The organism is Mycolicibacterium arabiense (assembly GCF_010731815.2).
Classification (GTDB): Bacteria; Actinomycetota; Actinomycetes; order Mycobacteriales; family Mycobacteriaceae; genus Mycobacterium; species Mycobacterium arabiense.
Genome location: NZ_AP022593.1, coordinates 5,440,732 through 5,462,556, shown reverse-complemented (window position 1 = coordinate 5,462,556; position 21,825 = coordinate 5,440,732). Strand labels below are relative to the sequence as shown.

The window sequence follows — 21,825 nt, the reverse complement described above, 5'->3', positions numbered from 1 at the left end:
CGAGGATTCGCCCGGTGAGCGGAGCAGTCGATCACTATCATCACGATCGACTTCCACGTGCGCGCCGTCGGCCGCAAGGCAAGCGAAAGGCAGCCTCGATGAGCCGGTGGCATCCGCTGTCCACGACGGTGATCGCGTGTGCGGCCCTGCTGGTCTCCGGGTGCGCGACGACGACGCTGCAGGGCAGGCCCGTGTCGGTGTTCAGCGATCCCTTTAGCGTGGCGGGCATGGCAGCCACCGACGGTCCCACCGGGCTGCGCGACGACGCGGCCGCCCCGTCGCGCGAGGTGCTGGGGACCGACGGCAGCGAGATCGACGAACTCGGCGTCCAAGCGGTCAGCGACGTCGAGGAGTTCTGGGCGTCGGCCTACGGCGACGCCTTCGGCGGCGAGTTCACCCCGGTCTCGGAGGTGCACTCCTGGGACAGCGAGGAATTCGACGGCGCGTTCTGCGGATCCGAGACGTTCGGTCTGGTCAACGCCGGCTACTGCTTCGACGACGAAACCATCGGCTGGGACCGCGGTCAGTTGCTGCCGTCACTGCACAGCGCCAACGGCGACATGGCGGTCGCGATGGTGCTGGCCCACGAGTACGGCCACGCGGTGCAGCACCAGGCGGACCTGGTCGGTCCGGCCACCCCGACGCTGGTCGGCGAGCAGCAGGCCGACTGCCTCGCGGGCTCGTACATGCGCTGGGTCGCCGAGGGGAACTCGCCGAGGTTCACGCTCAGCACCAGCGAGGGCCTGAACAACCTGCTGGCCGCGATGATCGCGTTCCGCGACCCGCTGCTCAACGAAGACGACCCGGAGGCCGGCGCCGACGAGCACGGCTCGGCCTTCGAGCGGGTGTCGGCCTTCCAGTTCGGCTTCACCGACGGGCCGGCGTCGTGCGCGGGCATCGACTCCGAGGAGATCGAGCAGCGCCGCGGCGACCTCCCGGTGCTCCTACCCGGCGACGAGACCGGCGAGCTACCGGTGACCGAGGACTCGGTGCGTTCGGTGGTCGACGCAATGGGCACGCTGTTCGCGCCCAGCGACCCGCCTGCGCTGACCTTCGACGCCGTCGACTGCACGGACGCGCGAATGCACCCCCCGGTGTCCTACTGCCCGTCGTCCAACACGATCGTCGTCGACCTTCCGCAGTTGGCGGAGATCGGCATGCCGTCGGAGGAAGACGACGGCAGCGGGCTGGCCAGCGGTGACAACACCGCGTACTCGATCCTGGTGTCGCGGTACATGCAGGCCGTCCAGCGCGAGCACGGCGGTGTGGCGCTCGACGACGCCGAGGCCGCGCTGCGCACTGCCTGCCTGACCGGTGTGGCGACGGCGAAGATGACCGATAGCGTCACCACGCCCGACGGCAACACCATTGCGATCACGGCGGGCGACGTCGACGAGGCGGTGTCGGGCATCCTGTTGAACGGTCTGGTCGCCAGCGACGTCAACGGCGACACCGTGCCGTCGGGGTTCTCCCGCATCGATGCGTTCCGGGTCGGCGTGCTCGGTGACGCCGACCGCTGCTTCAAGCGCTTCGACTAGCCGTCGGCTAGACGGTCTTGGTCTCGCCGTAGTAGGCGACGATTGCGTCGGACACCTTCGTCGACCGCGTGAGGAAGGCGTAGGACCGGAGGAACGACTGGCCCACGCAGCCGTCGATCTTGACGTGGAAGTTGCTGATCATGACCCACGGCTTGGCGCCGTCGAACTCCTTCTTGGTGACGGGCACGATGTTGATGATGCCCGGCTTGAGGCCGACGGTGATGCCGCCGCCGATGTTGCCGCCGATGCCCGGCAGGATGCCGTCGGGGAGCGGTGAGACCACCTCGGTACCGAGGATGCCGATGGAGGGGTTCAAGCCCACGGTGCCGGTGAGCGAGACGCCGTTGGAGGTGCTCATGTCGATGCCGCACCCGATCTGGTAGCCCACCTCGATGGTGCCCCGGGTGCCCTCGCCGTCGTCGGGTCCCTCGAGCGACCCCTCGTAGGTGCCGCCGACGACGTACTCACGGGACGAGATGGCGGTGGTCAGCGGCGAGCTGATCACCTGCGTCTCGTCCTTCGCCCCGAGCACGAGTTTCCAGCCGTCGGGGGTGTCGAGCACCTGCGGTGGAGGTGAGACGACCCGGCCCGCGTCGGGCGGTGGCGCCACCTCGGCCCCGACCGGCTCGACGACCGGTCCCGGCTCGGCGCCGGCGAGCGGGAGGCTCAGCCCACCGATCGCGGCGACCGATGCCACGACGGCAAGACGACGAAAGAGCACGAAGGACCCCCTGATGTTTGGTGACCTTCGGAACTTATATCGCCTAGCCACTTCCGCGGTGCCGGGTTGGGGAAACCGAATCAGTTGGTGGGCAGCCGCAGGACGTACCCGGCCTCGAGGGCGACCCACAGCGCACCGTCGGGGCCGATCGCCATGCCGTGGGGCTCGCTGTCTGCGGGCAGGTCGATCGTCACGACCTCGCCATCGGCACTCACCCGCGCGACCTGGTCGGTGGCCCACAGGCTGACCCAGACGCCGCCCATCGGGTCGGCGACCACGGCGTGCGGCTTGCCGGGCAGGTCGAGTTCCTGGATCGCCTCGTCCATCGGGATGCGGCCGATCTTGTCGGCCAGCACCGCCGTGAACCACACCGTGTCGTCGTGGGTGGCGGTGATGCCGACGGGTCCGGACCCGCGGGTGGGCACCTCGCGCTTGGTCAGGGTGCCGCCGGTGTCGAGCCTGCCGATGGAGTTGGCCTGGTTCATCGTGAACCACAGCGCACCGTCGGGGCCGGTCGTGATCATCGACGGCATGCCGCCCACCGGCCACTCGTCGACGGTGCCGTCGTCGCCCAGCCTGCCGACCGTGCCCGCCGTCATCGTGGTGAACCACAGCGCACCGTCGGGACCCACGGTGATGCCGAATGGCGCACTGCCGCTGGTCAATTCGACGGCCGTCTGCTCGCCGTCGGTGGTGATGCGCCCGATCCGGTCGTCGCCCGCGCGGGTGAACCACAGTGCACCGTCGGTGCCGCGCGTGATCAGCGACGGTCTGCTGCCGTCGGCCACGGGATGCACGCGCAGGTCGCCGTCGGGCGCCACCCGCGCGATTGCGCCGCCGTGCACCAGCGTCACCCACATCGCACCGTCGGGGCCTGCGGTCAGCGCGTACGGCCCGCCGTCGACGGGGACCTCGAGGATGCTGTTCACGCGAGCGTGACGAGCCCCAGCTCGTCGGCGGCCGCCAGCAGCGGGTGGTGTGGCAGCACCCGCACCGTGTAGCCGACCGGCCCTGCCACGGGCAGCGGCGTCGTCGTCGAGAAGGTCTCGCTGCCTCCGTCGCCGGACCCGGTGTGCGCCATCTGGACGGTGGTGGGCTCGAGCAGCGCGTCGGTGGTGTCCACGCGGCCGATCACCGCTTCGACCACCACCTCGTCGGGTGCGAGGCCTGCGAGGTCCACCGTCGCGGTCAGCGTCAACTCCGAACCGAGCAGCGGGGTGTCGGGCAGGCCGTAGCTGTCGACGTCGGTGATCTGAATCCTCGGCCATGCCTCCTCGGCACGGCGGCGGTACGCCGCTAGGTCGCGGGCCGCGCCGAACGGCACGCCGTCGACCGCCTCGATCGTCCGGTGCAGTGACCGGGCCGCCGGTGCGTAGTACTGCTCGGTGTAGTCCCGCACCATGCGAGACGCCAACACCTTGGGCCCGAGCGACTGCAACGTGTGCCGCACCATCTCCACCCAGCGGGTGGGGACGCCCTGGGCGTCGCGGTCGTAGAACTTGGTGGTGACCGAGTTGGCGATCAGGTCGTACAGGGCGGCCGCCTCGAGGTCGTCGCGGCGCGTCTCGTCGGCCAGGCCGTCGGCCGTCGGGATCTCCCAACCGTTCTCGCCGTCGTACCACTCGTCCCACCAGCCGTCGCGGATGGACAGGTTGAGGCCGCCGTTGAGCGCGCTCTTCATGCCCGAGGTGCCGCAGGCCTCCAAGGGGCGCAACGGGTTGTTGAGCCACACGTCGCAACCCCAGTACAGGAGCCGCGCCATCGACATGTCGTAGTCGGGCAGGAACGCGATCCGGTGCCGCACGTCGGGCCGGTCGGCGAAGCGCACCACCTGCTGGATCAGCGCCTTGCCGCCGTCGTCGGCCGGGTGCGACTTGCCCGCCACGATCAGCTGGACGGGCCGCTTCTCGTCGAGCAACAGCTGCTCGAGTCGGTCGGGGTCGCGCAGCATGAGCGTCAGGCGCTTGTAGGTCGGCACCCGGCGGGCGAACCCGATGGTCAGCACGTCGGGATCGAATGCCTTTGCGATCCAACCGAGTTCGGCATCGGAGGCACCGCGCTCCAGGCAGGACTTGCGCAACCGCGCGCGGACGTCGTCGATGAGCAGCTTGCGCAGCTCGCAGCGGATCCACCACAGGTGGCCGGGATCGACCTGCTGCAGCCGCTGCCACGTGTCGGGCTCGCTCAACGATCCGAGATCGTCGCTGCCGATCAGCTCACGGCCCAGTTGCACCCACTGCGGGGCCGCCCACGTGGGGGCGTGCACGCCGTTGGTGATCGACCCGATCGGTACCTCCTCGGTGTCGAAGCCGTTCCAGAGCTCATTGAACATGCCCCGGCTGACCCGGCCGTGCAGCAGCGATACGCCGTTGGCGCGTTGCGCCAGCCGCAACCCCATGTAGGCCATGTTGAACTTCGACGGGTCGTCCTCCGCGCCGAAAGCGACGATGCGTTCCAGCGGAAGACCAGGCAGCAGTTCGGAATCCGCGCCCGACGGCTCGTCGGAAGGCGCACCGAAGTACTGCTCCACGAGGTCCACCGGGAACCGGTCGATGCCCGCGGGCACGGGGGTGTGGGTGGTGAACACCGTCGAGGAGCGCACTACGGCCAGTGCGGTGTCGAAGTCCAGGCCGCCGTCGGTGACGAGCTCACGGATCCGCTCGATGCCCAGGAAGCCGGCGTGACCCTCGTTCATGTGGAACACCTGCGGTTCGGGCAGACTCTCCACCCGCGTGAACGCGCGGATCGCCCGGACGCCGCCGATGCCGGCCAGGATCTCCTGCTGGATCCGGTGCTCCTGGTCACCGCCGTAGAGCCGGTCGGTGACGCCACGCAGCTCGTGGTCGGTCTCGGGAGTGTCGGAATCCAGCAGCAGCAACGGGATCCGGCCGACCTGGGCGACCCACACGCGTGCGTTGAGTTCCGCCGAGTCGGGCATCGCCAGTCGTACCAGGACCGGCTCCCCGTCCTCGTCGGTGAGCAGTCGCAGCGGCAACCCCTGGGGATCCAGCGACGGGTAGTTCTCGTGCTGCCAACCGTCGGCGGTCAGCGACTGCCGGAAGTAGCCGGAGCGGTAGTACAGGCCGACCGCGATGAGCGGCAGGCCGAGGTCCGACGCGGACTTCAGATGGTCGCCGGCCAGGATTCCGAGCCCGCCGGAGTAGTTCGGCAGCACCTCCGCGACGCCGAATTCCATGGAGAAGTAGGCGATTCCGGTCGGTAGCTCCTCACCGGCGGCGATCCGCTCCTGATACCACATGGGCCGCTGCAGGTAGTCGTCGAGATCGGCCGCCAGGTGGTCGAGTCGGCTCAGGAACGAGTCGTCGACCGCGAGTTCGTCGAGCCGCTTGGGACTGACCGCTCCCAACAGCGCCACGGGGTCCGCTTCGACGTGGCCCCAGAGTTCGGGATCGATGCTCGCGAACAGATCCTGGGTGGGTTTGTCCCACGACCAGCGCAGGTTGACCGACAGTCGCTCGAGCGCCTCGAGACGCTGCGGGAGGTGGGCACGGACGGTGAACCGACGAAGTGCTTTCACGCGATCTCACCTTACTGCTGATCGTCGTTCGCCACTGTGGGCTGAACTACTCGTCACGCGCGAGGGGTTGAGTCGGACACTACGGTGGGTATAGAGCGCGACGAGGCTGAAACGAAACAGATGACACCGCGCGACCATTACGCGTCGCGCCAATGTGAGGAGTTCGGTGGTGGCCGGTCGTATCGGGATCGATGACGTCGCGCCCGTGGTTTCGGGTGGACGGTATCCGGCGAAGGCCGTGGTCGGAGAGGTGGTGCCGGTTCGGGCCACGGTGTGGCGGGAGGGGCACGACGTCGTCGCGGCCACGCTCGTCGTCCGCTACCACGGCACGTCCTACCCTCAGCTGGCCACGCCGCCGGCAGGCATCCGGCCCACCGAGGCCGAACCCGTCCCCATCGAAGACGTGGTCAACCCGGCACCCAGGGTCAAGCCGCAGAACCTGCCGATGCGCACGGGTGAGGAGCCCGACGTCTTCTACGGCCAGTTCGTGCCCGACGCCGTGGGCCTGTGGACCTTCCGCGTCGACGGGTGGGGCGACCCCATCGCCACCTGGCGCAAGGCGGTCGTCGCCAAGCTCGACGCCGGCCAGGGTGAGGCCGAACTCGACAACGATCTACTGATCGGCGCGAAGCTGCTCGAACGGGCGGCCACCGGTCTCCCCCGCCAGGACCGCTTCCCGTTGATCGACGCGGCAACCCGCCTGCGCGAGCCGGGCGACCCGCTCACGCGTGCCGGGTTGGCGCTTGCCGAGGAGGTCACCTCCCTGCTGGACCGCTACCCGCTGCGGGAACTCGTGACCCGCGACGAGCAGTACGGCGTCTGGGTCGACCGCCCGCTGGCCAGGTTCAGTGCCTGGTACGAGTTCTTCCCCCGTTCGACGGGCGGCTGGGACGCCGATGGCAACCCGGTGCACGGCACCTTCAAGACCGCGGTGAATGCGCTGCCGCGGGTCGCGAGGATGGGCTTCGACATCGTGTACCTCCCACCGATCCACCCGATCGGCGAGGTGCACCGCAAGGGCCGCAACAACAGCGTGACCGCGGGCCCGGACGACGTCGGGTCGCCGTGGGCGATCGGCAGCGCCGCGGGCGGCCACGACGCCGTGCACCCCGACCTGGGCACGATCGAGGACTTCGACGCGTTCGTGGCGGCTGCCCGCGACCAGGGCCTGGAAATCGCGCTCGACCTCGCGCTGCAGTGCGCGCCGGATCACCCGTGGGCCGGGGACCACCCAGAGTGGTTCACCGTGCTGCCAGACGGCACCATCGCCTACGCCGAGAACCCGCCGAAGAAGTACCAGGACATCTATCCGATCAACTTCGACAACGACCCGGCGGGCATCTACGCCGAGGTGCTGCGCGTGGTGCGGTTCTGGGTGTCACACGGGGTGAAGGTGTTCCGCGTCGACAACCCGCACACCAAGCCGCCGAACTTCTGGGCATGGCTGATCGGCGAGGTCAAGAACGAAGATCCCGACGTGCTGTTCCTGGCCGAGGCGTTTACCAGGCCGGCCCGCCTGTTCGGTCTGGCGAAACTTGGGTACACGCAGTCGTACACGTACTTCACGTGGCGAACCGCCAAGTGGGAACTCATCGAGTTCGGCGAGCAGATCGCCGAGCACGCCGACTATGCGCGGCAGAGCCTGTGGCCCAACACGCCGGACATCCTGCACGAGAGTTTGCAGTACGGCGGGCCGGGCATGTTCGCCATTCGTGCGGTGATGGCAGCCACGATGAGTTCGACGTGGGGCGTGTACAGCGGTTACGAACTCTTCGAGCACCAAGCGGTGCGCGAGGGTAGTGAGGAGTACCTGAACTCTGAGAAGTACGAATTGCGTCCGCGCGACTTCGACGGCGCAGTGGCCCGAGGCGAATCGCTGGAGCCCTTCCTCACCCGGCTCAACGAGATCCGCCGGCTCCACCCCGCGCTCAGTCAGCTGCGCACCATCAAGTTCCATGCGGTGGACAACGACGCACTGCTTGCCTACAGCAAGTTCGATCCGGTCTCCGGGGACTGCGTCCTGGTCGTCGTGACGCTGAACCCGTTCGGCGCCGAGGAATCGACGGTCTGGCTCGACATGGCCGCACTGGGCATGTCAGACCACGACCGATTCTGGGTGCGCGACGAGATAACGGGTGACGAATACCAGTGGGGGCAGGCGAACTACGTCCGCCTCGATCCGGCCAGAGCCGTGGCCCACGTTTTGAACATGCCGTCGATCCCCGCCGATCGGCGCCTCAACCTGCTGCGGAGGGAATGACAGACATGACCCGCACCAACCCGTTCACCAGCCAACATCTACGCCCCAACGACTCCGACCTCGGTCGGCTGCTCGCCGGCGAACACCACGATCCGCACTCGGTGCTCGGTGCCCACGAGTACGAGGACCACACCGTGATCAGGGTGCTGCGTCCCAACGCCGTGGAGGTCACCGCACTCATCGGCGGTGAGCGCTACCCGTTCAGCCACGTCGACGACGCGCTGTTCGCGGTCGCAGTGCCGATCACCGGTCTCATCGACTACCGCCTGGAGATCCGCTACCCCTCGGGCGACGACCACGGCCCGGTGCACACCGTGGCCGACCCGTATCGCTTCCTGCCGACGCTGGGCGACATCGACCTGCACCTGTTCGCCGAGGGCCGCCACGAACGTCTGTGGGAGGTGCTGGGCGCACACCCGCACACCTACCGCACCGCCGACGGTGACGTCAACGGCGTGTCGTTCGCCGTCTGGGCGCCGAATGCCAAGGGCGTCACGCTGATTGGCGAGTTCAACCACTGGAGCGGCAACGACGCCCCGATGCGCAGCCTGGGATCCTCGGGTGTGTGGGAGCTGTTCTGGCCGGACTTCCCGCTCGACGCACTGTACAAGTTCCGCGTGCACGGGGCCGACGGTTCGGTGAGCGACCGAGCCGACCCGATGGCGTTCGCCGCCGAGGTCCCGCCGAGCACCGCGTCGCGCGTCCACGTCAGCGACTACACCTGGAGCGACGACGACTGGATGGCGCAGCGCGCGCTGAAGAATCCCGTCTTCGAGCCGATGAGCACGCTCGAGGTGCACCTGCCGTCGTGGCGGCCTGGCCTCACCTACCGGGAGCTGGCCACCGAACTCACCGAGTACGTCGTCGAGAACGGCTTCACGCACGTCGAGATGCTGCCCGTCGCTGCGCACCCCTTCGGTGGGTCGTGGGGCTACCAGGTCACCTCGTACTACGCGCCGATGCCGAAGCTCGGCAGTCCCGACGACCTGCGGTACCTCATCGACACCCTGCACCAGGCAGGCATCGGCGTGATCGTCGACTGGGTGCCCGCCCACTTCCCCAAGGACGCCTGGGCGCTCGGCCGGTTCGACGGCACTCCCCTCTACGAACACTCCGACCCACGTCGCGGTGAGCAACTCGATTGGGGCACCTACGTATTCGACTTCGGCCGGGCCGAGGTGCGCAACTTTCTGGTGGCCAACGCGCTGTACTGGCTGCAGGAGTACCACGTCGATGGTCTGCGGGTGGATGCCGTCGCCTCGATGCTGTACCTCGACTACTCGCGGCCCGAAGGCGGCTGGACGCCGAACGTCTACGGCGGACGGGAGAACCTGGAGGCGGTGCAGTTCCTGCAGGAGATGAACGCCACCGTCCACAAGGTGACCCCCGGCATCGTCACGATCGCCGAGGAGTCGACGTCGTGGCCCGGCGTGACGCGACCGACCAACCTTGGCGGCCTTGGCTTCTCGATGAAGTGGAACATGGGCTGGATGAACGACACCCTGGAGTTCATCTCCCGCGACCCCATTTACCGCGGGTACCACCACGGCGAGATCACCTTCTCGATGGTGTACGCCTTCAGCGAGAACTTCGTGCTGCCGATCAGCCACGACGAGGTCGTGCACGGCAAGGGCACCCTGTGGGGCCGCCTGCCGGGTGACGACCACATGAAGGCCGCCGGTCTGCGCGGGCTGCTCGCCTACCAGTGGGCCCACCCGGGCAAGCAACTACTGTTCATGGGCCAGGAATTCGGCCAGCGCGCGGAGTGGTCCGAGGAGCGCGGCGTCGACTGGTACCAGCTCGACGAGAACGGCTTCTCGAACGGCGTGCAGCGGATGGTCCGCGACATGAACGGCGTCTATCAGAACCGCCGCGCGCTGTGGTCGCGCGACACCAGCCACGAGGGCTACTCGTGGATCGACGCCAACGACTCGGCGAACAACGTGCTGAGCTTCCTGCGCTACGGCGACGACGGCTCGGTGATGGCCTGCGTGTTCAACTTCTCGGGCGCCGAGCACTCCCGCTACCGGCTGGGCCTGCCGCATACCGGCACGTGGCGCGAGGTACTCAACACCGACGCCTCCGACTACAACGGCTCGGGCATCGGCAACTACGGCGCCGTCGAGGCCACCGACGAGTCATGGCACGGCAGGCCGGCGTCCGCCCTCATGGTCCTGCCGCCCCTGGCAGCACTGTGGTTCGAGCCAGCGCCGCCGGAAGCGGCCGGGTAGTCCGGCCGCTCAGTACAGCGCGTTGGCGAGGTTGCGCCTGCCCGCGATGACGTCGGGATCGGCCGGGTCGAAGAGTTCGAACAGCTCGACGAGTCGGGTGCGTACCTTCGTTCGGTCGTCGCCCGCGGTGCGCTTCACCAAGGCGATGAGCCGATTGAACGCAGCGGCCGGATCCTGCTGCAGCACTTCGACGTCGGCGGCCGCGAATGCGGCGTCGAGGTCGTCGGGCGCTGCCTGCGCGCGGGCCACGGCGTCTTGCGGCTGAGTCGTCGCGCGCTGCAGGAAGGCGATCTGCCGGACCGCGCCGCGGGCCTCCTCGTGATTGGGCTTGGCATCGAGGACGGCCTGATAGGCGGCGAGCGCCGCGTCGAAGTCACCGGCGTCGAGGTGGGCGCGGGCCTGCTCGACCTCGGGATCGACGACCTCGTCCTCACCGGCACCGCCTGCGAGCTTGCCCGCCGTCGCCTCGAGTAGCGAATCGACCCACCGCCTCAACTGCTCGGGCGGTTGCGAGCCTTGGAAGCTCGACAGTGGTTGTCCCGCAGCCACTGCCACGACCGTGGGCACCCCTTGGACGCCGAACGCCTGGGCGACCTGCGGGACGACGTCGACGTTGACCGTTGCCAGCCACCACCTGCCGCCGTCGTCGGCGGCCAATGCGGCGAGCACGTCGCCGAGTTGCACACTCGACGGGCTACGCGGCGTCCACAGCAGGACGACGACGGGGACCTGGTTCGACTTGGCGATGACGTCGGCTTCGAAGTTCGCCTCGGTCACCTCGATGGCGCTCGCCGGCGCGGACCCGGATGCCGGAGCGGCGGCCGACGGGGGTGGCTGCTTGAGCGCCGAGAGATCGATCGCGCCCGCCAGTGCGGGCCCCATGGGAGGTCGTGGACGTGTCACGCGTACAAGTCTGGCACGTCGCCCGTCAGGTCGATTGAGGGACCGACGTGGTCTTCGTGCCCGCGACGGGGCTCATCCTGCCCGTGCGGTCGGCCCACATGACGAAGATCACACTACCCAGCGGGACGATGCTGCCCAGCAATGCGAGGATCCACGTCCACACGCCCCAGCGGTGCGCGATTCCGACCAGTACGGCCGCCACGACGAACGCGACGAACACCCCACCGTGGATCGGACCGAAGATCTTGACGCCGATCTCGGTACGCGGTGACCCGAGATACTTGAAGTACATCCCGATCAGCAGGCCCGCCCAGCTGAGCGCCTCCGCGAACGCGATCAGTCGGAACCAGCTCGCGGCTTTGCCTGTTCTGCGCCGAACACCGGCTTGGTTTGCCATGGCCGCCATTGTGCCCGACGACGACGCCAGCTACTACACGGCGTCGTTGTCGTTCGCCGGGCCGGGTCTTGCGACCCGTCGGAGTCAGGGCCTGCGCAGGATCAGCGCGTCGCCCTGGCCGCCCGCGCCACACAGTGCAGCCACCGCGTAACCCGAGCCCTTCTGGGCCAGTTCGAGCGCGGCGTGCAGCGTGATCCGGGCACCGGACATCCCGATCGGGTGGCCGATGGCGATGGCCCCACCGCTCGTGTTGGCCTGGTCCGGGTCGATGCCGAGTTCGCGGGCCGAGGCCAGCCCCACGGCGGCGAACGCCTCGTTGATCTCGATGACGTCGAGCTGGTCGACGGAGATGCCCTCCCTGGCGATCGCCTTCTTGATCGCGTTGGCGGGCTGGCTCTGAAGCGTGGAGTCCGGACCGGCGACCACGCCGTGTGCACCGATCTCGACGAGCCACTCGAGCCCGAGTTCCTCGGCCTTGGCCTTGTTCATCACGACTACGGCGCAGGCACCGTCGGAGATCTGCGACGCCGAGCCCGCTGTGATGGTGCCGTCCTTGCGGAACGCCGGCTTCAGGCCCGCCAGCGACTCGGCGGTCGTGTTGGCGCGGATGCCCTCGTCCTCGGTGAACTCGATCGGATCGCCCTTGCGCTGCGGGATCGAGACCGGCACGACCTCGTCGGCGAACACGCCGTCCTTCCACGCGGCTGCAGCCAGCCGGTGCGAGCGCGCGGCGAACTCGTCCTGCTCGGCGCGGGTGAACTGGTCGACGTCGTTGCGCTGCTCGGTGAGCGCGCCCATCGGCTGATCGGTGAACACGTCGTGCAGGCCGTCGTAGGCCATGTGGTCGAGAACCGTCACGTCGCCGTACTTGTAGCCCGAGCGGCTGTCCATCAGCAGGTGCGGGGCCTTGCTCATCGACTCCTGGCCACCGGCGACGACGACGTCGAACTCACCGGCGCGGATCAGCTGATCGGCCAGCGCGATCGCGTCGATGCCCGACAGGCACATCTTGTTGATGGTCAGCGACGGGACGTCCCAGCCGATGCCCGCGGCGACGGCCGCCTGGCGGGCGGGCATCTGACCTGCACCGGCGGTCAGCACCTGACCCATGATCACGTACTCGACGGCCGACGCGGGCACACCCGCGCGCTGCAGCGCCCCCTTGATGGCGACGGCACCCAGATCACTTCCGGAGAAGTCCTTGAGCGATCCCATGAGCTTGCCGACCGGAGTACGGGCTCCGGCAACGATCACCGATGTCGTCATTGAGTACCTCCACGAGACGTTTGACTAGACACTCGAATGGGAACTGTGTGGCCTATCACACATTCCGCAAACATTCCCGTAAAGGTTACCGTTACGACATGACCACCGAACACGTAGACGCCCGACCAGCATTGGCGAGCGCGCTGGTGACGGCGATCGATCACGTCGGCATTGCGGTCCCCGACCTCGACGCCGCGATCAAGTGGTACCACGACCACCTCGGCATGATCGTCCTGCACGAGGAGGTCAACGAGGACCAGGGCATTCGGGAGGCGATGCTCGCAGTGCGCGGCGCCCCCAAGGGCAGCTCCCAGGTCCAGCTGATGGCGGCACTCGACGAGACGTCGACCATCGCGAAGTTCATCGACAAGCGCGGCCCCGGCCTGCAGCAGTTCGCCTACCGCGTCAGCGACATCGACGCGCTCACCGAGCGGCTGCGCGAGCAGGGCATCCGGTTGCTCTACGACGCGCCGCGCCGGGGTACCTTGAACTCGCGCATCAACTTCATCCACCCCAAGGATGCGGGCGGCGTGCTGGTCGAACTCGTCGAGCCGGCAGCGGCCGAGGTTCACTGACCTTCGGACCCACCAGTCCTCAGGACCACTTTCGCGTCGGGTTGCGCGTCATCCTGTTGGCCCAGCACGGTGTGTGCCAGTGCCTGCGGTCGTCGACCGCCGACTCCCCCGCGTCTGCGGGCCACACGACGACGTGCGCGACGCCCGCTCTGATCTCGTGGTCGCAGCCCGGGCACCGGTAGGTCTTCGTCGCCCTGCTCCCCGCGACCGGCCGTACCTCGTAGTCGTATCCGTCCGGCCCTACCTCGACGCGCCGCTGGCTCACGGCGGGCGGCAACGGCGGCCTGCGCCGCGGAGGAGGGCGACGCCTGGGCATGCCCTCGAGTGTAAGCCCTCAGAACAGCCGGAACTCGCTACTGTCGAGCCCGCGCATCTCATCGTAATCCAATGTCACGCAACGAATCCCGCGATCAGCGGCCAGGGTCCGGGCCTGCGGCTTGATCTGCTGGGCGGCGAACACGCCACTCACCGGCGCCAGCAGGGTGTCGCGGTTGAGCAGGTCGAGGTAGCGGGTGAGCTGCTCGACGCCGTCGATCTCGCCGCGCCGCTTGATCTCGACGGCCACCGACCGGCCCAGCTCGTCACGACACATCAGGTCCACCGGTCCGATCGCCGTCATGTACTCGCGCCGCACCAGCGTGTAGCCGACGCCGAGCAGCTCTACGTGCTCGGCGAGCAGCTCCTGCAGGTGCGCCTCGACGCCGTCCTTCACCAGGCCCGGGTCCACGCCCAGTTCGTGCGACGAGTCGTGTTCGACGTCCTCGACCGTGATGCGCAGCTGTTCGCCCGCCTTGTTCTCCACGACCCACACCAGCGGGTCGCCGCTCTCCTCGGTGACCCAGCACGGCGGGCTCATCCAGTTCAGCGGCTTGTACGCGCGGTCGTCGGCGTGCACGCTGACCGACCCGTCGGCCTTGAACAGCAGCAGCCGCCGCGCCGAGGGAAGGTGGGCGGTGAGCCGTCCGACGTAGTCGACGGTGCATTGAGCAATGACGAGCCGCACCGAACCACCATAGATTGCCGCTCCGCGGTCACTAGGCTGACGCCACCATGAGGCACGAGAAGAGCACCGCGCAGCGGCTGGGCCGGCTCCTCGCACGGCTCACCAGCCAGAGCAGCTACGGTCCGGCGTCCTCGGAATACGGGACCTGGATCCTCGGCCGCGTGTCGGAGAGTCCGCAGCGTCGACGCATCCGCATCCAGTTGATCCTGACGACGTTCGTCGTGATCGCGAACCTCGTCGGCATCTGCGTCGCACTGCTGGTCGTCACCGTCACCTTCCCGGTGCCCAGCGTCTTCGACTCGCACGTCCTGTGGATTACCGCCGCGGTGGCGCCCGCCTACGTCGGCTCGGCACTGATCGTCGGCATCTTCTGGGCCACCAACCGCGTCATCAAGAACGTCCGGTGGTCCATCGAGGAACGGGTACCGACCGAACAGGATCAGCGCAACACGTTCTTCGCACCCTGGCGGCTGACGCGCGTGCTGCTGGTGCTGTGGGGTGGTGGCACGATCGTGCTGACCCTGCTGTACGGACTGCAGGACACCGACTACATCCCCAAGGTGTTGCTGGGCATCAGCTTTCCCGGGATCGTGGTATCCGCCAGCTGTTACCTGTTCACCGAGTTCGCGCTGCGGCCCGTCGCCGCGCAAGCACTCGAAGTGGGGTCGCCGCCGCGCCGCTTCGCCCCCGGCATCATGGGCCGCACGCTGACCGTGTGGGCGGTGGGATCGGGTGTGCCGGTGCTCGGAATCCTGTTGGCCGCCATCATCACGCTGACGCTGCAGAACGTGTCACCGACGCAGTTCACCGTCGCGGTCATGATCCTTGCCGTGTTCGCGCTGGCGTTCGGATTCCTCTTGATGTGGATCCTGTCCTGGCTCACCGCCACACCCGTGCGATCGGTGCGCAACGCGCTCGACCGGGTGGAGCGCGGTGACCTCGACACCAACCTGGTGGTCTTCGACGGCACCGAACTCGGAGAACTGCAGCGAGGTTTCAACAGGATGGTGCACGGCCTGCGCGAGCGCGAGCGGGTACGCGATCTGTTCGGCAGGCACGTGGGTCGCGATGTGGCGTTGCTCGCGGAGAAGCAACGGCCGAAACTCGGTGGCGAGGAACGGCATGCCGCCGTGATCTTCGTCGACATCATCGGGTCGACGCAGTTGGTCACCAGCCGGCCCGCCGTCGAGGTCGTCGAGCTGCTCAACCGGTTCTTCGCCGTGATCGTCGACGAGGTCGACCGCCACCACGGTCTGGTCAACAAGTTCGAGGGCGACGCGGTGCTGGCCGTCTTCGGTGCCCCGGTGGCACTCGACGACGCCGAGGACCAGGCGCTCTCGGCGGCGCGCGCGATGGCCGAACGCATCTGCGCCGAGGTTCCCGAATGCGACGCAGGCATCGGGGTGGCCTCCGGCCAGGTGGTCGCGGGCAACGTCGGGGCGAAGGAGCGGTTCGAGTACACGGTGATCGGCGGGCCGGTGAACGAGGCGGCCCGCTTGTGCGAACTCTCCAAGGACGTCGACGGGCATCTGGTCGCGTCGGCCGAGACCGTCGCAGCGGCAGGCGACGACGAAAGAGCGCGTTGGACGTTGGGCAAGACCGTGACACTGCGCGGTCACGATGAGGCAACGAGACTCGCCACGCCGGTTCGTCATTCGAGCGGAGAACTCGCGAAAAGCTAGCCTCGGGGCGATCTCACAGGCACCGCCCAGGTGCATTGAGCACCCGGAGAGGGCCTCGCATGTCGTTCGCACCAAGATTGGGAGTGGCTCTGGCCGTCGCGGCCATGGCCGGAGCCATCGGCTTGGCCCCTTGCGCCACTGCGGATCCCGACATCGACGGCGAATCCGCGGCGGCGGTCATCGACCAGCTCCGGGAAGAGGGTTATGCGGTGACGATCAACGGCGTGCCCAGCGGCGACACCGCGCTACTCACTACCTGCGTGGTGACCGAGATTCACGATGCCGACACCCCGACGCCGGATCCGACTGCGACGACCCCGGTCTCGGTCGACGTGGCGTGCCCCATTCAGCGGGGCTGACGCCTCGTCTCCACCTGCGCGTTGGTTCCGAGCCACGTTCGGGCTTCCTTCGCGGCGCGCTTGAGTGCACCGTATTCGCCGAAGTAGTCCGCGACGGCGCCGGCCGCAGGCAGCATTCCGAGGTAGTGGTAGATGCCACGGGGCTTGGGGCGCTTGACCAATTCGTCGCCGATGGCACGCATCAGCCCGACGAGCTGCCACAGCGCCTTGCCCACGCCAGGCACTGACCACTCCACGGTGACCGCGTCGGCGGCCGTCACGTCGTCACCGACCGAAGGCGGGCCCGCGAAGTCCCGGTCGCACATGACGACGCCGAGCAGACGCACGTGCATGCGGCGGTCGGTGACGCCGAGTTCGCGCGCCACCGCGCACAACACGATGGCCTGGCTCGCGAAGCCGAGGAAGTCCTGCAGCGGCAGGCGGTCGGCGATCACGCCGAAGAAGCCCGGGAACGCCACCGCCACCGTGTTCAGCGCCCCGACCCGCTGCACCCACCAGTCGATCCGCTCGTCGACGTCCATGCCCTCCCACGACGTGGTCCCCGGGACGTCGGCGACGTTCAGTACCCACGCCGCGATGTCGAGCGTGTGACCGACGACGCCCTCGGCGCTCAGATCGCCGGTGCGCTCGCGCAGGCCCAGCGGGTCGGCTTGAGCCAGCAGGTCGAGCAGTGGGTTGATGATGCCGACGGCGCGGTAGAGGACGCACTCCACGTCGGAGTCGCTGATGACCGGTTTATCGAGCAGGCTCATGACCCCATCCTTGCGTGCGGGTCCCTGGGCCGTCTAATTGCGCTCGGCTCGACCCGTCGACGGCTCGTGACGCTGTAGCGTGGCCGTCGATGGATCGCCCGATGCCATTTCCACGCCGGCCCGCCACGGCCGAGCCGTCCAGCGTGGGGCGCATTCGAGACGCTGCGCTGGAGTGCTTCGCCACCAATGGCATTGCGGCGACGTCACTTCGTACGGTCGCGGAGTCCGCAGGCGTGTCGGTCGGATCGGTGCAGCATCACTTCGGGACGAAGGCGGCCCTGGTCGAGTCGGTCAACGATCACGTGCTGAAGATCATCGGTGATGCGGTCGCCGCAACCCCGCTGACGACGGCGAGCGGCGATCCACTGACCGAGGCAGGCGTTCGCGTCACCGCGATGATCTCGGCGAACGAATTCGTGGTCGACTACCTCGCCCGAGCCCTGATCGAAGGCGACGAATTCGGTGCGGAGATCTTCGACGGCCTGCTGGCGCTGAGTACTGCCCAGCGGGAACAGTTCGACGCGCAGGACTTGCTGTGGCCGGACCAGGACATGGATTGGGCGGCGCTGAACCCGCTCATTCTCCGGCTGGGTGCCATGGTGCTGCGGACCCACATCGAGCGTCACCTGCCCGGGCCGCTCACCGAACCCGATCAGCTACGACGGTGGGACGCTGCCGTCACGGCGCTCATCCGCCGAGGGCAATTCCGGGACTCGCCACCGCACTGAGCGACCCGGGCTCGCCGTCGCGTCCGTCAGGCCCCCCCGGAGACCCTTGGTCCACGCGTCGTTGCTGATCGGTGGTCTATGCCAGGCGCACCCCTCGAACTCCCAGCTTGCGGTTCAGTACTCCAATACGGGCGTATCGTTTCACGGTACGGCCGTATTGTCCATCGCCGCCGTCGGCCGCACCCCCGGGTTGCTACCCGTCGTCAGCGAACGCAGACCGACGCCGACTGCGCACGCTGGGAGGTGGTGCGGGCGAGGTCATCCGCATGACGAGCGCCAGTGACTCGTCGGCCGGTATCCCGGCGACGCGACGGAAGTCCACTCTCAGCCGCTCGAGTTCGGCACCGTAGGGCGGCGACATGTCCGCCAGTTCGGCGGCGTCGAGCGCGTGCAGGAACACCGGCGATAGCGGCTGCACCGCGACCTCGAGCCGGCCCGCCGCTATCCACGCCGCCTCGACCGCTGCGCCGGCACGGGCGAAGTCGGTGAGCTGGTCCCCCCGCATCGAGACGATGCCCAGCGCGGACGAAGAGCGGATGCGCGCCGCCGCGTCCTCGCCGAGTGCCGAGCCGGCATCCCACCGCGCCAACTCGGCCATCACGTCCGGACGGCGCAGAAGGTCCAGCACTGCCTGATCGCTCGGGTCCAATTCCAGGCTGCGCACGTCGATCCCCGTGTCCGCCGGCTCATCCCCCGGCCAGCGTAGTTCGGCGAACATCTCGCGATGCAGGTCCGGCGTGAGGTAGCGGATGCGGTCGCCCGCGGCGAAGATCTTCGCGACGTCGTCCAGAACGGTCGGTTCCGTGAGCAGCGTCAGACGACCGCCTTCGCTCTCTGCCGCGGCGCGCAACGCCTCGAGCGTCGATTCGGGTATCGGGTGGGGCTCGCCGCGGTGCCGGTTGGTCTCCCGCTGCAACATCGGCTCGTGGAGTTCGGCGAGCCGGGAGTCCGTGCCCGACCCGAGCCGGAGCGTCGCCAGCAGCGGCGTAGCGGCGTCGGCCTGGGTCACCTCGATCGGTCCCAAGACCTGGTGAGCCGCGGCCGCGACCCTGGCGTTGAACAACGCCGCCCCCACCGCGACCGCACTCCCGCGGAACTTCACGTCCATCAACGACGTGCGTTCGGGGACGAGCCGGATCGCCACGGAGTCCGAGCGCGTCTCCACCTGCCACGGTTGCGCGTTGCCGCCCGACGGCGCACGGTTGGCGGCCGCGGCGATCTTGCCGGTGATCGAGGTCGGCTCCGACGCCACGACGTCGGATTCCGTTGTCGCCCGCTGCGATTCGGCCGGGGCGGTCCTCGGTTCGCGGAGATCGCCCAGCGCGGCCGCCACGTCGACGCGGGCCTGGCCGGACGCGAGCGGCTCACCCAACCCGATCCGGCGCACCGCCTCGGCGATGACCGCGGCGCCGAGTGTGACCTCGCCGACCAGTTGCGGCCAGGTCGACACCGTGCGCCCGACTTCGAGAAGCGACGCGGTCAGGCGAGCCGAGGATTGCGTCGGGTCGGCGTGCCGCACCGTGTAGCGGATGCGCTCGTGGCTCGTCAGCTGTGCCAGCCCGGCGGAGTCCATGCCGTCGAGCAACCCGTGCAGTATCGGGCGGCCGGGTTCGAGGTCGTAGCGTTCGACGTCGACCAGACCCCGGTCGCTGGTGACCATCACCACCGGCAGTCCACGGTCGCGCGCGGCTTCCCTGGCGAGCGCCTTGGCCTCCAATGAGTCGCACTCCTCGACGACGACGTCGAGGCCGTCGAAGAACTCCTCGAGACAGTCGACGGTCAACCCGCCGGTGAAGACCTCGACGTCGAGATACGGATCGATCTCGGCGATCCGGCGGGCGGCGACCACGGCCTTGTTCAGTCCAAGGTCCAGCACGGTCGCCGGGACGCGGTTGAGGTTGGACAGTTCGAGTTCGTCGAAGTCCGCCAGCCGCAGGCGGCCGCACAGACCTTCAGTCGCCAGCGTGTGGGCGATGACGTGTCCGACGCTCAGCCCGACCACGCCGATCGTCAGAGCGCCCAGCCGCTCCTGCTCCTCGACCGTGATGACGTTGCGGTTGCGATCGAGCCGCAGCATCCGGAAGGCGCGCGGGCCCAGTACCCCGACGACCATGCGCCGCCACGGGTAGTAGGCGAATCGCGGGCCTTCGTCGACGACGTCGGCGCTCGGGACCGGACGCAGCTGCCGCAGCGTCTCGCGCTGCTCGTCGAGCCGGTCGACGAACTCGATGCGCGGGTCGGCGCGCAGCTCCTCCAGGACGCCATGGTCACCGGGGTCCGACGGATCGAGAAGCCGGACGCCGTAGCGCTTCTCGTCCTCGAGGGCCGTCACGCCGACGCCTCGCCGTCGGACGCAGGGGTGGCGATCCGTCGGCGCACGCGTGCCGGGACGGGTCCCCCGGCCACCATCGTGAAGTGCACGGCGAGCGGGAACGACGATTCGGCGGACGTCACCTCGACGCGTCGCATGATGGTGGCGAGGGCCACGCTGGCCTCGAGCATCGCGAAGTGATCGCCGATGCACGACCGCGGACCCCCGCCGAACGGAAGGTATTGCCAGCGGTCGAGTTCCTTGTAGCACTCCGGGCTGAACCGGTCGGGGTCGAAGGTGAGCGGGTCGTCCCACAGCTGGGGGTCACGTTGCACGGCCATGCGCCCGACTACCATCATCGTCCCTGCCTTCACTCGGTAGCCGCCCACCTGAAGGTCCCGTTCGGCTCTGCGGGTGCCCGTCGCGGCGGGTGGACACAACCGGAGCGCTTCGCGCAGCACCTGGACGGTGTAGTCCAGGCGGGGGATGTCGTCCGGGGTCAACCGACCCGCGGGGATGGCGTCGACCTCGGCCACCACGCGAGCCTGAACCTCGGGGTGCCTGCCCAGCGCCCACAGTGCGTACGCCAACGTCGTTGCGGTGGTGTCGTATCCGGCGAACATGAACACGATCAGCTCGTCGGCGATCTCCTCGTCGGTGAGCGTTCGGCCGGTCTCGGGGTCGCGCGCCGCGATGAGCGCCTGGACGAGCGGCGCCTCACGGGTGGGATCGGAGCGGCAGGCGTCGAGGATGTCGAGGGCGAGCCGGTGCACCTTGGCGCTGGCCGCGCGGGCACGGCTGCGTGCAGGCGTTGGTAGCCACCGCGGTGCGCGGACGGGGGACGTGGCGCGGCGCATCGCGTACTGCATGGCGATGCGGAGCGGTTCGGCGACGTCATCGGCCCGTTCGGCCAGGTCGATGCCGAGTACCGATTGGCCGAGCGCGCGCAACGTGAGCGTGCGTGCCTCGACGTCGAGGTCGATGTCGGCGCCGTCGCCCCAGCTGTCCGCCAACGCTTCTGCGGCGTCGGCCACGTGCCCGCCGAACTCCCGGACCCGCTGCTTGGTGAACACGGGCTGGATCGTGCGACGGCGCGGAACCCATTCCTGGTGCGGCAAATTCGCCAGGTTCGCCCCGAGGATGCGCCGCACCTCGTCGAACACCAGCGTCGTCTTGTCGGCCGACCCGTCCTTGACGCCGAGCACGTCGCGGATCGCGGCAGGCGACGTGGCGAGGACGATCGTCGGGGTGAGCCAGCGCGGCCCAATGCTGAATCGGGTCACCGGGCCGCCGGCGTCGCGTAGCTTCTCCGGGCCCGTGTGGAACGACCGGACCGCGCGCAGACGCTGGAGGTACGGCAGCGGATTCTTCGGTGCCAGTGGCAGATCGGCGCCGTCGTGGCCGGCAAGCGTGTCGACCACTGAAAGCCCCCCGGATTCCGATGCGCCGTCGTTCTGGCGTCCCGGTTGAGCATAAGGCATTCGGCGAGGAATTGAGCTTGGCTAACGACTGCGATGGGCGTCGCCATCGCGCCGTCTCAGGTTGATGTCCGATTTCCGCC

At 68.6% G+C, this 21,825-nt stretch carries 18 protein-coding genes; 7 read left to right on the top strand and 11 right to left on the bottom strand.

Annotated features, from left to right (window positions below; all coding sequences use genetic code 11):
• The first annotated feature begins 98 nt into the window (after positions 1-98).
• Positions 99-1,538, top strand: coding sequence for a neutral zinc metallopeptidase (locus G6N61_RS28005; protein ID WP_163924126.1), 1,440 nt, complete (start codon positions 99-101; stop codon positions 1,536-1,538).
• Positions 1,539-1,545: 7 nt separating this feature from the next.
• On the opposite strand, the gene G6N61_RS28000 is transcribed toward G6N61_RS28005, so the two are convergent.
• The 3 genes from G6N61_RS28000 to glgP form a co-directional block, all read right to left on the bottom strand.
• Positions 1,546-2,259, bottom strand: coding sequence for an MspA family porin (locus G6N61_RS28000; RefSeq protein ID WP_179973538.1), 714 nt, complete (start codon positions 2,257-2,259; stop codon positions 1,546-1,548).
• Between the two features lie 80 nt (positions 2,260-2,339).
• Positions 2,340-3,179, bottom strand: a complete 840-nt coding sequence (locus tag G6N61_RS27995) for a Vgb family protein (protein ID WP_456152517.1) — start codon at positions 3,177-3,179, stop codon at positions 2,340-2,342.
• A gap of 5 nt (positions 3,180-3,184) precedes the next feature.
• Positions 3,185-5,797 carry an alpha-glucan family phosphorylase gene (glgP, locus tag G6N61_RS27990; RefSeq protein WP_163924124.1) on the bottom strand — a complete coding sequence of 871 codons (2,613 nt, stop codon included), beginning with the start codon at positions 5,795-5,797 and terminating at the stop codon, positions 3,185-3,187.
• 169 nt (positions 5,798-5,966) lie between these two features.
• On the opposite strand from glgP, the gene G6N61_RS27985 reads away from it, so the two are divergent.
• A complete protein-coding gene (locus G6N61_RS27985) occupies positions 5,967-8,057 on the top strand; it encodes an alpha-1,4-glucan--maltose-1-phosphate maltosyltransferase (RefSeq protein WP_163924123.1) in 2,091 nt (696 codons plus the stop codon).
• Between the two features lie 5 nt (positions 8,058-8,062).
• Entirely contained in the window at positions 8,063-10,288 is a 2,226-nt protein-coding gene (gene glgB, locus G6N61_RS27980; protein WP_163924122.1) for a 1,4-alpha-glucan branching protein GlgB, read from the top strand.
• Between the two features lie 9 nt (positions 10,289-10,297).
• Here glgB and G6N61_RS27975 read toward each other — a convergent pair whose 3' ends face one another.
• The 3 genes from G6N61_RS27975 to G6N61_RS27965 form a co-directional block, all read right to left on the bottom strand.
• Positions 10,298-11,191: a tetratricopeptide repeat protein gene (locus tag G6N61_RS27975; RefSeq protein WP_163924121.1), complete on the bottom strand. Its 894-nt coding sequence runs from the start codon at positions 11,189-11,191 to the stop codon at positions 10,298-10,300.
• A 25-nt stretch (positions 11,192-11,216) separates the two neighbouring features.
• On the bottom strand, positions 11,217-11,597 hold the full coding sequence (locus G6N61_RS27970; protein WP_163924120.1) for a DUF3817 domain-containing protein: 381 nt from the start codon (positions 11,595-11,597) through the stop codon (positions 11,217-11,219).
• Between the two features lie 75 nt (positions 11,598-11,672).
• A complete protein-coding gene (locus G6N61_RS27965) occupies positions 11,673-12,854 on the bottom strand; it encodes an acetyl-CoA C-acetyltransferase (RefSeq protein ID WP_163924119.1) in 1,182 nt (393 codons plus the stop codon).
• Positions 12,855-12,952: 98 nt separating this feature from the next.
• Here G6N61_RS27965 and mce point away from each other — a divergent pair, with 98 nt between their 5' ends.
• Entirely contained in the window at positions 12,953-13,429 is a 477-nt protein-coding gene (gene mce / locus G6N61_RS27960) for a methylmalonyl-CoA epimerase (protein WP_163924118.1), read from the top strand.
• A 19-nt stretch (positions 13,430-13,448) separates the two neighbouring features.
• Here the strand turns inward: mce and G6N61_RS27955 are convergent, their stop codons facing one another.
• The gene (locus G6N61_RS27955) at positions 13,449-13,745 is read right to left on the bottom strand and encodes an Rv1322 family protein (protein WP_163924117.1); all 297 of its coding nucleotides are present in this window, start codon (positions 13,743-13,745) and stop codon (positions 13,449-13,451) included.
• A gap of 18 nt (positions 13,746-13,763) precedes the next feature.
• Entirely contained in the window at positions 13,764-14,432 is a 669-nt protein-coding gene (nucS, locus tag G6N61_RS27950; RefSeq protein ID WP_163924116.1) for an endonuclease NucS, read from the bottom strand.
• A gap of 47 nt (positions 14,433-14,479) precedes the next feature.
• Here nucS and G6N61_RS27945 point away from each other — a divergent pair, with 47 nt between their 5' ends.
• Both G6N61_RS27945 and G6N61_RS27940 read left to right on the top strand, forming a co-directional pair.
• The gene (locus G6N61_RS27945; RefSeq protein WP_163924115.1) at positions 14,480-16,114 is read left to right on the top strand and encodes an adenylate/guanylate cyclase domain-containing protein; all 1,635 of its coding nucleotides are present in this window, start codon (positions 14,480-14,482) and stop codon (positions 16,112-16,114) included.
• Positions 16,115-16,173: 59 nt separating this feature from the next.
• On the top strand, positions 16,174-16,473 hold the full coding sequence (locus tag G6N61_RS27940) for a hypothetical protein (protein ID WP_163924114.1): 300 nt from the start codon (positions 16,174-16,176) through the stop codon (positions 16,471-16,473).
• On the opposite strand, the gene G6N61_RS27935 is transcribed toward G6N61_RS27940, so the two are convergent.
• A complete protein-coding gene (locus tag G6N61_RS27935) occupies positions 16,461-17,225 on the bottom strand; it encodes a hypothetical protein (RefSeq protein WP_163924113.1) in 765 nt (254 codons plus the stop codon). The genes G6N61_RS27940 and G6N61_RS27935 overlap by 13 nt on opposite strands.
• Positions 17,226-17,326: 101 nt before the next feature.
• Here G6N61_RS27935 and G6N61_RS27930 point away from each other — a divergent pair, with 101 nt between their 5' ends.
• Positions 17,327-17,953 carry a TetR/AcrR family transcriptional regulator gene (locus G6N61_RS27930; RefSeq protein WP_235887329.1) on the top strand — a complete coding sequence of 209 codons (627 nt, stop codon included), beginning with the start codon at positions 17,327-17,329 and terminating at the stop codon, positions 17,951-17,953.
• Positions 17,954-18,146: 193 nt separating this feature from the next.
• On the opposite strand, the gene G6N61_RS27925 is transcribed toward G6N61_RS27930, so the two are convergent.
• On the bottom strand, positions 18,147-20,285 hold the full coding sequence (locus G6N61_RS27925; RefSeq protein WP_163924111.1) for an Rv1355c family protein: 2,139 nt from the start codon (positions 20,283-20,285) through the stop codon (positions 18,147-18,149).
• Complete coding sequence (locus G6N61_RS27920; protein ID WP_163924110.1) at positions 20,282-21,685, bottom strand: cytochrome P450; 1,404 nt, start codon at positions 21,683-21,685, stop codon at positions 20,282-20,284. Before G6N61_RS27920 ends, G6N61_RS27925 begins: the two co-directional genes overlap by 4 nt.
• Between the last annotated feature and the right edge of the window lie 140 nt (positions 21,686-21,825).